The sequence below is a fragment of the Mariniflexile fucanivorans genome, assembly GCF_004341235.1.
In the GTDB taxonomy this organism is placed as follows: Bacteria; Bacteroidota; Bacteroidia; order Flavobacteriales; family Flavobacteriaceae; genus Mariniflexile; species Mariniflexile fucanivorans.
On the sequence record NZ_SLUP01000001.1, the window covers coordinates 473,305 to 486,268 of the forward strand.

The 12,964-nt window shown below is 34.1% G+C and carries 14 protein-coding genes; 8 read left to right on the top strand and 6 right to left on the bottom strand.

What is annotated here, in order from left to right; genetic code table 11:
• The first annotated feature begins 80 nt into the window (after nt 1-80).
• The 6 genes from rplM to EV196_RS02140 all read left to right on the top strand — a co-directional run bounded on the left by rplM (nt 81) and on the right by EV196_RS02140 (nt 4,992).
• Nucleotides 81-536: a 50S ribosomal protein L13 gene (rplM, locus tag EV196_RS02115; protein WP_132214406.1), complete on the top strand. Its 456-nt coding sequence runs from the start codon at nt 81-83 to the stop codon at nt 534-536.
• Nucleotides 536-922, top strand: coding sequence for a 30S ribosomal protein S9 (gene rpsI / locus EV196_RS02120; protein WP_132214408.1), 387 nt, complete (start codon nt 536-538; stop codon nt 920-922). Before rplM ends, rpsI begins: the two co-directional genes overlap by 1 nt.
• 192 nt (nt 923-1,114) lie before the next feature.
• Nucleotides 1,115-1,891, top strand: a complete 777-nt coding sequence (gene rpsB / locus EV196_RS02125; RefSeq protein WP_132214410.1) for a 30S ribosomal protein S2 — start codon at nt 1,115-1,117, stop codon at nt 1,889-1,891.
• Nucleotides 1,892-1,974: 83 nt separating this feature from the next.
• Nucleotides 1,975-2,949 carry a translation elongation factor Ts gene (tsf, locus tag EV196_RS02130; RefSeq protein ID WP_132214412.1) on the top strand — a complete coding sequence of 325 codons (975 nt, stop codon included), beginning with the start codon at nt 1,975-1,977 and terminating at the stop codon, nt 2,947-2,949.
• A 195-nt stretch (nt 2,950-3,144) separates the two neighbouring features.
• On the top strand, nt 3,145-4,653 hold the full coding sequence (gene atpD / locus EV196_RS02135) for a F0F1 ATP synthase subunit beta (protein WP_132214414.1): 1,509 nt from the start codon (nt 3,145-3,147) through the stop codon (nt 4,651-4,653).
• 51 nt (nt 4,654-4,704) lie between these two features.
• Entirely contained in the window at nt 4,705-4,992 is a 288-nt protein-coding gene (locus tag EV196_RS02140; protein WP_132214416.1) for a F0F1 ATP synthase subunit epsilon, read from the top strand.
• A 54-nt stretch (nt 4,993-5,046) separates the two neighbouring features.
• Here EV196_RS02140 and EV196_RS02145 read toward each other — a convergent pair whose 3' ends face one another.
• The 6 genes from EV196_RS02145 to EV196_RS02170 all read right to left on the bottom strand — a co-directional run bounded on the left by EV196_RS02145 (nt 5,047) and on the right by EV196_RS02170 (nt 10,147).
• On the bottom strand, nt 5,047-5,490 hold the full coding sequence (locus EV196_RS02145; RefSeq protein ID WP_132214418.1) for a LexA family protein: 444 nt from the start codon (nt 5,488-5,490) through the stop codon (nt 5,047-5,049).
• Between the two features lie 284 nt (nt 5,491-5,774).
• The gene (locus EV196_RS02150; protein WP_132214420.1) at nt 5,775-7,031 is read right to left on the bottom strand and encodes a Y-family DNA polymerase; all 1,257 of its coding nucleotides are present in this window, start codon (nt 7,029-7,031) and stop codon (nt 5,775-5,777) included.
• A gap of 66 nt (nt 7,032-7,097) precedes the next feature.
• Nucleotides 7,098-7,535, bottom strand: coding sequence for a DUF3157 family protein (locus EV196_RS02155; RefSeq protein ID WP_132214423.1), 438 nt, complete (start codon nt 7,533-7,535; stop codon nt 7,098-7,100).
• 47 nt (nt 7,536-7,582) lie between these two features.
• The gene (locus EV196_RS02160) at nt 7,583-7,789 is read right to left on the bottom strand and encodes a helix-turn-helix domain-containing protein (protein WP_132214425.1); all 207 of its coding nucleotides are present in this window, start codon (nt 7,787-7,789) and stop codon (nt 7,583-7,585) included.
• 3 nt (nt 7,790-7,792) lie between these two features.
• The gene (locus tag EV196_RS02165) at nt 7,793-8,359 is read right to left on the bottom strand and encodes a DUF2975 domain-containing protein (protein WP_132214427.1); all 567 of its coding nucleotides are present in this window, start codon (nt 8,357-8,359) and stop codon (nt 7,793-7,795) included.
• A 291-nt stretch (nt 8,360-8,650) separates the two neighbouring features.
• Complete coding sequence (locus EV196_RS02170; protein WP_207902800.1) at nt 8,651-10,147, bottom strand: aminotransferase-like domain-containing protein; 1,497 nt, start codon at nt 10,145-10,147, stop codon at nt 8,651-8,653.
• A gap of 77 nt (nt 10,148-10,224) precedes the next feature.
• On the opposite strand from EV196_RS02170, the gene EV196_RS02175 reads away from it, so the two are divergent.
• Together EV196_RS02175 and EV196_RS02180 are read left to right on the top strand one after the other, a co-directional pair.
• On the top strand, nt 10,225-12,057 hold the full coding sequence (locus EV196_RS02175) for a TonB-dependent receptor plug domain-containing protein (protein ID WP_132214431.1): 1,833 nt from the start codon (nt 10,225-10,227) through the stop codon (nt 12,055-12,057).
• Nucleotides 12,058-12,391: 334 nt separating this feature from the next.
• Nucleotides 12,392-12,964, top strand: coding sequence for a hypothetical protein (locus EV196_RS02180; protein WP_132214433.1), 573 nt, complete (start codon nt 12,392-12,394; stop codon nt 12,962-12,964).

Here is a 12,964-nt window from a genome sequence, read left to right on the forward strand (position 1 = left end):
TATTTGGTTATCAAACAGAATATCGTACATTTGCAAACTCTTTTTGAAAGAGGAATGTTTAATAAAAAATAATTAATAACGTGGACACATTAAGCTACAAAACAATTTCAGCCAATAAAGCAACTGCAGATAAGCAGTGGGTTTTAGTTGACGCTGAAGGACAGTCTTTGGGCCGTTTAGCTTCAAAAGTTGCAATACTTTTAAGAGGTAAACACAAGCCTAGCTTCACACCACACGTTGATTGTGGTGATAACGTAATTGTTATCAACTCTGAAAAAATCAACTTAACTGGAAACAAATGGAACGATAAAACGTACATTCGTCACACAGGTTATCCAGGTGGTCAAAGAAGTTTAACTGCTACAGAATTGTTTGGGAAAGACCCATCAAGAGTAGTAGAAAAATCAGTAAAAGGAATGTTACCTAAAAACAAATTAGGGGCAGATTTATTCCGTAACCTTACAGTTGTTGTTGGTACAGAACATGCACATGCTGCACAAAAACCAAAAACAATTAACTTAAACGAATTCAAATAATGGATGTAATTCACAAAATTGGCCGTAGAAAGACGGCTGTTGCTCGTGTGTATGTAGCTTCTGGAACAGGAGCCATCACGATTAATAAAAAAGACATAACTGCTTACTTTCCAACTGCAACTTTACAGTACAAAGTAAAGCAACCTTTAGTTATGACTAACAATGATAGCAACTTTGATATTACAGTAAATGTATTAGGTGGTGGTATCACTGGTCAAGCAGAAGCTGTTCGTTTAGCAATCTCTCGCGCCATGTGCGAATTGGATGCTGAAAACAGATTAACTCTAAAACCAGAAGGTTTATTAACAAGAGATCCAAGAATGGTAGAGCGTAAAAAATTCGGTCAGAAAAAAGCGCGTAAGAAATTCCAATTCTCTAAACGTTAATATTATCCGAAATGTCTTGCTAAGCATAGTCGAAGCATTTACATTTCAAACAAAAAAAATTAAATCAGTTATTGTTGTCCATGACCTAAAGGTCAGGATTTAGTTAAGCATCTAAATGAAGCCAAGAGCCAAAAGCTAAAAGCCAAGAGCCAAATGGAACATTGCTAATCAACAGAACGTAAACTATTAAAAATGGCAGTAGAAGTAAAAGAATTACTTGAAGCAGGTGTACACTTCGGTCACCTTACACGTAAGTGGGATCCAAACATGGCTCCTTACGTATACATGGAGCGTAACGGCATCCATATTATTAACCTATACAAAACAGCAGCTAAAATTGACGAAGCTGGAGAAGCATTAGCTAAAATTGCAGCTTCTGGTCGTAAAATTTTATTTGTTGCAACAAAAAAGCAAGCAAAAGATATCGTTGCTGAAAAAGCAGGATCTATCACGATGCCTTACATCACTGAAAGATGGCCAGGTGGTATGTTAACGAACTTCGTAACTATTAGAAAAGCTGTTAAAAAAATGGCTATGATTGATAGAATGAAGAAAGACGGTACTTTCTTAACGCTTTCTAAAAAAGAACGTTTACAAGTAGATCGTTTAAGAGCTAAGTTGGAAAAAAACTTAGGTTCTATTGTAGACATGACACGTTTACCAGGTGCATTATTTGTAGTTGATATTAAACGTGAGCACATCGCTATTAAAGAAGCTCAAAAATTAAACATTCCTATTTTTGCAATGGTTGATACCAACTCAGATCCACGTCAAGTTGATTATGTAATACCTGCAAATGATGATGCTTCTAAATCTATCGATAAAGTGTTATCTTATGTTACAGCTTCTATCGCTGCTGGTTTAGCCGATAGAAAATCTGATAAAGAAGACCAAGATGATGACAATGAAAAAGTTGCACCAACTAAAAAACGTGCATCTAAAGCAGTTGTTACCGACGAGGAAGAATAATTAACAATTTCACAATACAAATAAGTCGTTTAATTATTTTCTTTACAGGAATATTTGAACGACTTTTTTAAATTAAAAAATATATGGAATCTACAGTAAAAATTACAGCAGCTGAGGTTAATAAATTAAGACAAGCTACAGGTGCAGGAATGATGGATTGTAAAAAAGCTTTAGTTGAAGCGGAAGGCAATTTTGATAAAGCAATTGAAGTTTTACGTAAAAAAGGACAAAAAGTAGCTGCTAACCGTGCAGACCGTGAGTCTTCTGAAGGTGCTGCTATTGCAAAAGTTAATGCAGACAATACCGTTGGTGTTGCGATTGTTTTAGGTTGCGAAACTGACTTTGTTGGTAAAAACGAAAACTTTATTGCACTAGCGGAACAATTAGCAGATTTAGCATTTACAGTAAACACAAAAGAAGAGCTTTTAGCTGCTGATTTTGGTGGTATGACTGTTGCTGATAAATTAATTGAGCAAACAGGTGTTATTGGTGAAAAATTAGATATCAATGCTTTTGAAAAATTAGAAGCTCCTTATGTTGGTTCTTACGTTCACATTAACAAAATTGCTGCTTTAGTAGGTTTAACTGCTAATGTAAAAAACGCTGAAACATTATCTAAAGATGTGGCTATGCAAATAGCTTCAATGGGAGCTAGCACATTATCTTACAAAGATTTTGATCCTGCTTTTATTGCTTCAGAATTAGAAGCTAGAATTGCAGTTATTGAAAAAGATAACGAAGAGTTTGCACGTTTAGGTAAAACACTTAAAAATGTACCTCAATACATTTCTATGGCACAATTAACTCCAGAAGTGTTAGCTAAAGCTGAAGAAGATGCTAAAGCAGAATTAAAAGCTGAAGGAAAACCAGAACAAATTTGGGATAGAATTTTACCAGGTAAATTAGAGCGTTTTATCTCTGATAACACTACTTTAGATCAAGAACAATGTTTATTAGATCAAAACTTTATAAAAGATGAAAAAATAAACGTAGCAAAATATGTGGCTTCTTATGGCGATGTTGCCATTTTAGGTTTTAAACGTGTTGCTTTAGGATAGTATTATAAATCGATTGGATGAAAATCCACTAAATAAAAAGAATCTTATAAAAAACGTCTTGGTACTCAAGGCGTTTTTTTATTGCAAAAAAGCTTCAAAAACAACTTTCATTTTAAATTAAAAAATTTATCTTTGCACGCGGAAACTAAAAGTGTTTTCATTCAATTAAAACGCATAATATTAAACATATAAGTAATGGCTAAAGTTACAGGTAAGGTTGCACAAATAGTAGGTCCAGTTATCGATGTTGAATTCGGCGCTGGTTCTGAACTTCCAAAAATTTATGATTCATTAGAAATCAAAAGAGCAGATGGTTCTTTATTAGTACTTGAAGTACAATCTCATATTGGTGAAGATACCGTACGTACTATTGCGATGGATTCATCGGATGGTTTAAGTAGAGGCACTGAAGTTACTGCAACGGGTTCGCCTATACAAATGCCAATTGGCGATGCTGTTTACGGACGTTTATTTAATGTAATTGGAGATGCTATTGATGGTCTTGGAGATTTGCCTAAAGCAGGAAATGCTGGGTTACCAATTCACCGTCAAGCGCCTAAATTTGAAGATTTATCAACTTCTACCGAAGTTTTATTTACAGGTATCAAAGTAATTGACTTAATTGAGCCTTATGCAAAAGGTGGTAAAATTGGTTTATTTGGCGGTGCTGGTGTAGGTAAAACAGTATTAATCCAAGAGTTGATTAACAATATAGCAAAAGGTCACGGTGGTTTATCAGTATTTGCTGGTGTAGGTGAAAGAACTCGTGAAGGAAATGACCTTTTAAGAGAGATGTTAGAGTCTGGAATTATCCGTTATGGTGATGATTTCATGCATTCTATGGAAGATGGCGGATGGGATTTATCTAAAGTGGATAAAGCTAAGATGAAAGAATCGAAAGCAACTTTCGTATTCGGACAAATGAATGAGCCACCTGGAGCACGTGCACGTGTTGCTTTGTCTGGTTTAACTATTGCTGAATATTTCCGTGATGGAGCTGGAGAAGGCCAAGGAAAAGATGTACTTTTCTTTGTAGATAACATTTTCCGTTTTACACAAGCTGGTTCAGAGGTATCTGCACTTTTAGGTCGTATGCCTTCTGCGGTAGGTTACCAACCAACTTTAGCAACTGAGATGGGTGCGATGCAAGAACGTATTACATCAACAAAAAGAGGTTCTATTACATCTGTACAAGCGGTTTACGTACCTGCGGATGATTTAACGGATCCTGCGCCTGCTACAACGTTCGCGCATTTAGATGCTACTACGGTATTATCTCGTAAAATTGCTGAGTTAGGTATTTATCCTGCGGTAGACCCATTAGATTCTACTTCTAGAATTTTAACTGCTGATATTTTAGGGAAAGATCATTACGCTTGTGCACAACGTGTTAAAGAGTTATTACAACGTTACAAAGAATTACAAGATATTATTGCCATTCTTGGTATGGAAGAGCTTTCAGAAGATGATAAATTAGCGGTAGGACGTGCAAGACGTGTTCAACGTTTCTTATCTCAACCATTCCACGTAGCAGAGCAATTTACAGGGATTCCAGGTGTGTTAGTAGATATTAAAGAAACTATTAAAGGTTTTAACATGATTATGGATGGTGAATTAGATCGCCTGCCAGAAGCAGCATTTAACCTTAAAGGTACTATTGAAGAAGCTATTGAAGCTGGAGATAAAATGTTAGCGGAAGCCTAATCCAATTGATAATTATCAATTGACAATTATCAATTATCAATTTTAAAAATTATGTATTTAGAAATTGTATCACCAGAGGCTACTTTATTCGGTTCAGATGTTGAATCTGTAGTGCTTCCTGGTATTAATGGCGAGTTTCAAATTTTAAAAAATCACGCTTCTATCGTGTCGCTTTTAAAGGAAGGAACCGTTAAAATTCATACAGAAAACCCAATGGTTTTAGATGAGTTACACGCTGATATTGTGCCTCAAGGGAAAGACAATAAAGTGTTAACACTTAAAATAAATTCTGGAACTATTGAAATGAAAGACAATAAAATAATTGTTTTAGTAGATTAAAACTTATTTTATAATATAATAAAAAAACGCGAAGCACATGCTTCGCGTTTTTTGTTAATATACTTTTTTAATAACATTGGTTACAATGCCCCAAATAACAAAGTCGTTGTCACTTGTTATTTTTATTATGGGGTAGTTAGGATTTTCGGGTTGCAACCACACACCTTCCTTATTCACTTTTAAGCGTTTTACGGTAAATTCACCATCGAGAAAGCACACGGCAATTTTATTGTTTGCAGGTTCTAAACTTCTATCTATTACTAATAAATCGCTATCATCAAGTCCGGCGCCAATCATCGATTGACCGCTTACACGCGCAAAAAACGTGGCCTCTTTGTTTTTTATAAGTTCTTTATCTAATGATAAGCGTTGCTCTTTAAAATCTTCTGCTGGTGAAGGAAATCCTGCTGAAATTCCTGCATCGTAAAAAAGCGTACCTAAACTGTCTGACTCGGCTGGTGTGAAAAACGTTAGGTTATTGGATTGATGTAATATCATTTTATTTTGTATTTTTTTGCGTTAGGGATTACTCATGCATACCATTGTACTAAATCGAAATCGTGAATACCTTTGGTATTTGTAGTGAAAATCCTTTTTGCCAATTAAAAAAAGTAATTGCTTCCAATTAAGAGATTGCCACAGAAAATTAGAAATTTTCTTCGCAATGACGCAAAAAGATTGAAACGTAAAGCCCGACCCTTGTGGTAAGCCCAAATAGTTTTTATTATTTCTGTTTTTAAATTTAGTTCTAATTTATGAAATTATTGCATTTCTAGGATAAATCATTTCACTTTAATAACATCATTAATATTGGTTGTGTACCGTGGCGATAAGCGCTCCTGACGCATTTTCCAAGTTCGTTTTAAATCTTGATTCGCTATTTTTACTTTACTATCGGCATATTTAGCATTTAAACCATCAATGGCTTTCATTAAAGGTTTATGCTTTGGGTTTTCCTTTTCGAATAATTGTAATTGATAATTTGATGTATCTACCAAACCCATCACAATCACTCCTGCCCTTTTATATTTGATGCCTTCCATAAAAATACTCGTTACCGCCTCCACTGCCTGCTGACTTATAATTAAACTAGAATCGGTTGGATAGGACAAGCTTATTAATTTGCTGGCACGATGTTGTTCTAAATCTTTTTTATGCCTATCACTACTCAACATCACATAAATAACATGGCAACTGGAGCCTTGTTTACGTAATTTTTCGGCGCAACTTGTGGCAAAGGTGGAAATACGCTCTTTGATGTTATCAATATCTGAAAACGTGTACTCGAAACTTCTAGTGGTGGCAATGGCTTGCTTTGTGGTTACTTCATCTAATTGCAAGGTTGGAATGCCTTCTAAATCCTTTTTAAGTTTCCACTGGGTGATGGAGAAATTTTTGCGCACCCAATCATCGGGTAACTGAACAAAATCGAATGCGGTGTTGCAGTTTTTAGCTTTCAACCGTTTTGTTAAACCCCGCCCAATACCCCAAACATCTTCAATTTTAATCCATTTTAGGGCTTTAATGCGTTTTTCTTCAGAATCAATAACATAAACACCATTGGTTTGCTTCGGGAATTTACGTGCAATTTTATTGGCAACCTTACTCAATGCTTTTGTGGGCGCTACACCTACGCAGGTTGGAATGCCCGTCCATTTTAAAATACGGGTTCGAATTTGTGTACCGTAATCTTCAAGATTATAATTTTGGAAGCCTTTTAATTGAATAAATGCTTCGTCTATACTATACACCTCAACATCGGGCGTAAATTGTTCTAAAATAGCCATCACTCGGCTACTCATATCACCATAAAGTGGATAGTTTGAGGAGAATATCTGAATATCGTTCGCTTTACAAAACCCTTCCCATTTAAAAATAGGCGCACCCATAGGCAAGCCTAATACCTTTGCTTCATCGCTTCGCGAGATAACGCAGCCATCGTTATTACTTAAAATAGCCATGGGTTTGTTGCGTAAATTGGGGTTGAAGGCACGTTCGCAAGACGCATAAAAATTGTTACAATCTACTAGGGCGTACATGAAAACAAAGATACTATTTTTGCAATCTAAAACTCAAACGCTTTTAAAACCCAGTTAAGTATTTATTTAAAATAATTTACCACTTTCTATAATAGCATGTCCGGTGCGTTTGTAGGTTACTTTTTTACCGTTGGCACAAAAATAATAGACTGCTTTTGCTTTTTGTTCAGAAAATGATAATAAAATAACGTCTTCAACCTTGCAATTATAATCTTTTGCCACTTTTGCTTTTACATGATCTATAGTGGCTCGACCTTTTTTTAATTGCGATTGAATTTTATTATCTAATTCTGGTTCTGTAAATCCCTCAGCTAATTTACATTCGTCTTTTTTCATGGGTGCTTCAGTAGCACTTTCTTTTGGGATCTCAGCATCAATATATTCCCATGTAAAATCTGCTTTTAACCAAACACGTCTACCGTCCTCAGTTTTTACAATGTGGTTGTTTTGGGAAAAACTTATACAAGAAATTAAAAACAATAGAATAAAGAGACACTTTTTCATAACTAGATACTATTTCGTGAATTACAAAAATACGGTTTCACATTAAATTAGTCTTCAACATATTCTAAAATATCTGCGGGTTGGCATTCTAACGCTTTACAAATGGCTTCTAAGGTTGAAAAACGCACCGCTTTGGCTTTTCCGGATTTTAATATAGATAAATTAGCTTCTGTAATACCAATAATTTCAGCCAACTCTTTACTTTTCATGTCGCGTTTAGCAAGCATGATATCCAGATTTACAATTATTGACATAGCTTATATGGTTAGGTCGTTTTCTTCCTTTAACAAAATTCCTTCCTTAAAAATCTCTGCCATTATTAAGGCAAATACTATTAAAAACAATATAGTAAAAGGTATAGAAATTCCCATAAAATCACCATTTTCAAAACGAAAAGAATCATAGCTTGATATTATAGCGAATCCTATTAAAAGCCTCCCTATTCTTCTAAACGACTGTACATTATTTTTTCTAAATGTTTTTATATCTTTTACAGATTGCATAATTTTTTGAAACTCTCGAATACACAAAAAAATTAAAATGAACCCTCCAAGAATTTTAAAATATGTGATATAAAGTGATACCGTTTTCAATTTATCTAGTGTAAAAATCTCAGTGTAATCTGCATCTGTTTGATACTTCGACTTCATTGAATAAAAATATTTACTCTCAGTTTTAAGATCAATTTTTTTAGAATTATAAAAATCTCTATCCAATTGCAAATGAATAAATATTGCAGTAACTCCTATCATCGTTAAAATTAAAATAGTTTTAGCAACCTTACTTAATGTGATGGCTGCATTTAAAAGAGAATTTCTAGTCATAACCCGTTATTTTATTATTGTTTAACGATAACAAATATAGTAAATTTATCGAAAAACAATAATTTTTTATTAAAAAAGCAAGAAAATATTTAATAACCAGTTGAGTGTTATTATTATAAAAAGTCAATTTTGTACTATATGTCACATTGAGCTTGTCGAAATGCAACCTTTCTGAGGTCTTCGACAAGCTCAGACTGACATCTAGTTTCTAAATGGCTTATAATTTTCATATAAAAAACTACTTTTAATTGATTTTTTTTTAATTACACCCAACTGGTAAATGATAATAAACTAACTACTTAAAACCATATTATAAGCTGCACGTAATTTCTTCACTATAATTTCAATATCCTCTTCATTCAAATCGCCAAACCCAAAACGAATAGAACAGGTGTTTTTATCTTGATAAAGAATGGTTTTGGGAAGAAATAAGTCCAACTGTTCAGTATAAAATGCCAGCTTAATTAACGATATTTTAGGTTCAAAACGCAGCCATAATGCTAAACCACCTGAAGGTTTTTCCCAAATTATTTGTTCTTTAAAATGCTCATGTAAACATTCACATAAAAAATCACGCCTTTGCTTATAAATAATAATGTTTTTCTTTATTAATCGGTGTATTTCCCCTTCATAAATAAGTTCAGAAAGCATTTGTTCTTGAATTAAATCACCTTGACTATCCAATATTTTTAAATAATTTTTAGCTTCTTGAATTAAATTTTCGGGCGCAATTACAAATCCCGTTTGAAAACTTGGAAATAATGATTGCCCTAGTTTGCCTAAATAAATAATAACCCCATTGGCATCGGAAATCGCCATAGGCAACATAGCAGAACCATCAAACTGAAAATCGTAATCAAAATCATCTTCAATAATAGCGAATTGATACTCTTTTGCCAGTTGCATTAATTGCAAACGGCGTTCGGCACTAAGTCCTCTCGTAGTTGGGTAATGCCGGTGCGCACATACATACACACAACGAATGGCATGTTTTACAAAATGTTTTCTAATGTATTCTACATCGATGCCATCATCATCAATGGGGATGGTTTTAATAGCAGCTCCCGATTGTTGAAAAATCATATTAGCGGCATAGTTACTTAAATCTCCTACCAAAACAATGTCTTTAGGCTTCAACAATACTTGCGAAACAATATACAAACTCATTTCGATACTACGCGTACTCATTAAATGATGTGGTTTTATATGAAAACCGCGCGTGGCATTTAAATAATTACACAATTGAATTTCAAAAACTGAATGAGAAGATGAAGCTGATTGATTCCATTTTGAAATCAACGTTTTTCGCTTCATAGATGCACTATACCATTTTGAAAATTGATGCGTAGGATGCAATTTTAAATCGGGTTGACCATCGTTGATACGGTATTTTTTATCACTATTTTCATTCGTAGATGCTAAATTAAAAGACGTTTGAAACGGAAATCCCGTTGTTTTTGCATAGTCATGCGCCTGATCGATACGTTGTGCCGTTGCTTTAATGGTTGCTGTTTTATGCTCAGGAACTAAAATACAGGTGCCTTTATTGGGTATAATTTCCACCCAACCTTGCGAGGCTAATTCGTCGTAAATAGCCACCACCGTATTTCTATTAATATTAAAAAGTTCACTAAACGTACGTGTACCAGGAAGCCAATCGCCTTCAGTTAAATACCTACGCTGTATGGCATTGATAATTTGTTGAGCCGCTTGAATGTATAAGGCTGTTGAACTTGATTTTTCAAGATGAATTAATTGCTTTAGAAGTTCGCTAACCGGACTATTCATTATTTTAAAACTGGACTATTTAACTAGTCCAGAAAGTTACGAATTTTGCAGCGTAAAAAACAATACAATTATTTGTTATGAAGAATAACTATTTCCTAGCGTTAATCATACTAGTTTCTGTCACCATACATGCCCAAACTCCTCAAGATAAATCACAAGATACCACGGCGCTTAGCGAAGTAATAATCAACTCTACCCGAATTGATTTACCATTTAAGGAAAACTCCAGGACTATTTCTATTATTTCTTCAGAAGTTATAAAAAACAGTGCTACCAATAATATTGCCGATTTACTTCAACAAGTTGCTGGTATTGATGTGAGACGACGTGGAACTTCGGGAAGTCAAGCCGATTTATACATTCGTGGTGGTAGTTTCGACCAAACTTTATTACTTATTGATGGCATTAAAATGGACGATGCACAAACCGGGCACCATACCATGAATGCTGCTTTACCAATTGAAGTTATTGAGCGTATTGAAATAATAAAAGGACCAGCAGCGAGAGTCTTTGGACAAAATGCTTTTAATGGCGCTATAAATATTGTGACTAAAAAAGAATTAAAAAACACAGTTTCGGCAACCATGGAAACGGGTTCTTTTGGGCAATTAAATGCGGGCGTCACCGTGGGATCTCAACTAGAAAATTCATCGCATATTATACATGTTGATAAAATGTCTTCTGCTGGGTATCGTCATAATACCGATTATGATAACAATAATTATTTTGTAAAAAGTGTTTTTAATAAGAACAAACAAGCTGTTGAAATGATTACCACATTCCAAGAACGCAAGTTTGGTGCTAATGGATTTTATGCCAGAGAAAGTGCTACAGAACAATACGAAGAAACCCAAAATAGTTTAATAGCCTTTTCTACAGAATTTAAAACAGAAAAATTAAGTATCACACCACGTATCTATTGGAAACGAAACCAAGATGAATATGTGTACTTAAGAAACGATCCCACCGTTTACAGAAACTTACACATTACCAATAAAATGGGCGCAGAAGTAAATGCCAATTACACATCCAATATGGGTATAACAGGGTTTGGGGTCGATATTTCTAAAGTGTATATGACCAGTAACAACTTGGGAGATCGTAACAGGTTTATGACCACACTATTCCTAGAACATGAATTTAAAATTTTCAATGACAAATTAGATATTACACCTGGAATTGCCGTAACTTATTTTTCAGATTTCGATTTTTACGCTTTCCCGGGAATCGATTTAGGTTACAGAATAACCGACCAATTAAAAGCTTATGGAAATATTGGTTATACCTATAGAATTCCAACATATACCGATTTATATTACAACGATTCCAGTACTGCAGGAAATCCAGATTTAGAAGTTGAAGAAGCTTTTGCTCAAGAAATTGGTATTAAATATTTCTCTCCTAAATTTTCAGCAACATTGGCTGTATATAACCGAGATGCTCAGAATTTAATTGATTTTATACGCCCAAACATTACCGAACCCATTTATACAGCTACGAACATAACCGAAGTTAACACTAAAGGGTTCGAAATTGATGCTGCATATAATTTTAAATTAAACGATTTTAACCAAACACTGGCTGTTGGGTATAACTTTTTGGAAGACGATATTTTAAATCAAAATAAAGAACTGTCTCGTTATTCGTTAAACACCCTTAAACACCATTTCACGACCCGTTTAAGCACACAATTATTTAAAAATGTGAGTCAGAATATTATATACAAACATGCCCAACGTACCACAGGCGATAGTTATAATGTGTGGGATGCCTCCTTAGCTTTAAACCTTAAACAATTAGAATTCAGCATAACTGCAAGCAATATTTTTAATGCCGATTATATTGAAGCAGGTTTTGTACCGATGCCTCCAAGCAATTTGCTATTTGGTTTGAGGTATAGTTTTAAATAAAATTTCACCTTAATCTTATTTCAATTGATCTAAGACTGTCTGAAAAGTGTAATATTAAGTCATATTGAGCATGTCGAAATATTGTAACATACTGGTAGTCAATATCGGTTTCGACAGGCTCAACCTGACAAAGTAAATGTAAAATCCTTTTTAGACAGCCTCATTAATAATCCACTCAAATTCATAGTTTCCTGTTTTGTCAATTACTAAAATAATTAAACATTTTCTGTAACAAAAAACAGCTTTAAAACACTCATAAATAAAATCTAATTTTAGTATTGCGAAACTCTAACCAAAGAGTTACCTTACAAAAAATTACAAACGGTTTTATATTATGATGAACTGGTTTTCAAATTTAGAATTATTTCCAAAAATTTATTGGGGTATTGCGTTATTAGGCTCTTTAATTTTCATTATCATGATGGTTTTAACCTTCATTGGTGGGGAAACAGATGGCTTAGATACAGATGCCGAAATAGAATCGGATACCGGTATTGGGTTTCAATTTATAACCTTTAAAAATCTCATTGGTTTCTTTACTTTATTTGGCTGGAGTGGTATCGCCTGTATTGATGCTGGCCTTTCCAATATACTAACTATCATTATTTCCTTTGTCTGTGGTTTACTCATGATGACAATTATGGCTGCCATGTTTTACTACATGCGAAAACTTAACGACAGTGGCACCTTAGTTTTTAAAAATGCCATTGGTGCTGTAGGCGAAGTCTATTTAACCATTGGTGCCAACAGATCTTCCATAGGAAAAGTACATATTAAAATACAAGGCGCTTTACGAGAACTGGAAGCCCTAACCGATGCTGATACTAACTTAAAATCATCAGCTGTTATTAAAGTAAAAGACGTTACAGAAAACGGAATTTTAATTGTTGAACTATTAACCAAATAA

Bases quoted from the DNA above. Each gene is read 5' to 3' on its own strand.
- atpD (WP_132214414.1), top strand. From the start codon at position 3,145: ATGGCTAAAGTTACAGGTAAGGTTGCACAAATAGTAGGTCCAGTTATC.
- EV196_RS02155 (WP_132214423.1), bottom strand. From the start codon at position 7,535: ATGAAAAAGTGTCTCTTTATTCTATTGTTTTTAATTTCTTGTATAAGT.
- tsf (WP_132214412.1), top strand. From the start codon at position 1,975: ATGGAATCTACAGTAAAAATTACAGCAGCTGAGGTTAATAAATTAAGA.
- rpsB (WP_132214410.1), top strand. From the start codon at position 1,115: ATGGCAGTAGAAGTAAAAGAATTACTTGAAGCAGGTGTACACTTCGGT.
- EV196_RS02180 (WP_132214433.1), top strand. From the start codon at position 12,392: ATGATGAACTGGTTTTCAAATTTAGAATTATTTCCAAAAATTTATTGG.
- EV196_RS02175 (WP_132214431.1), top strand. From the start codon at position 10,225: ATGAAGAATAACTATTTCCTAGCGTTAATCATACTAGTTTCTGTCACC.
- rpsI (WP_132214408.1), top strand. From the start codon at position 536: ATGGATGTAATTCACAAAATTGGCCGTAGAAAGACGGCTGTTGCTCGT.
- EV196_RS02170 (WP_207902800.1), bottom strand. From the start codon at position 10,147: ATGAATAGTCCGGTTAGCGAACTTCTAAAGCAATTAATTCATCTTGAA.
- EV196_RS02140 (WP_132214416.1), top strand. From the start codon at position 4,705: ATGTATTTAGAAATTGTATCACCAGAGGCTACTTTATTCGGTTCAGAT.
- EV196_RS02150 (WP_132214420.1), bottom strand. From the start codon at position 7,031: ATGTACGCCCTAGTAGATTGTAACAATTTTTATGCGTCTTGCGAACGT.
- EV196_RS02165 (WP_132214427.1), bottom strand. From the start codon at position 8,359: ATGACTAGAAATTCTCTTTTAAATGCAGCCATCACATTAAGTAAGGTT.
- EV196_RS02160 (WP_132214425.1), bottom strand. From the start codon at position 7,789: ATGTCAATAATTGTAAATCTGGATATCATGCTTGCTAAACGCGACATG.
- EV196_RS02145 (WP_132214418.1), bottom strand. From the start codon at position 5,490: ATGATATTACATCAATCCAATAACCTAACGTTTTTCACACCAGCCGAG.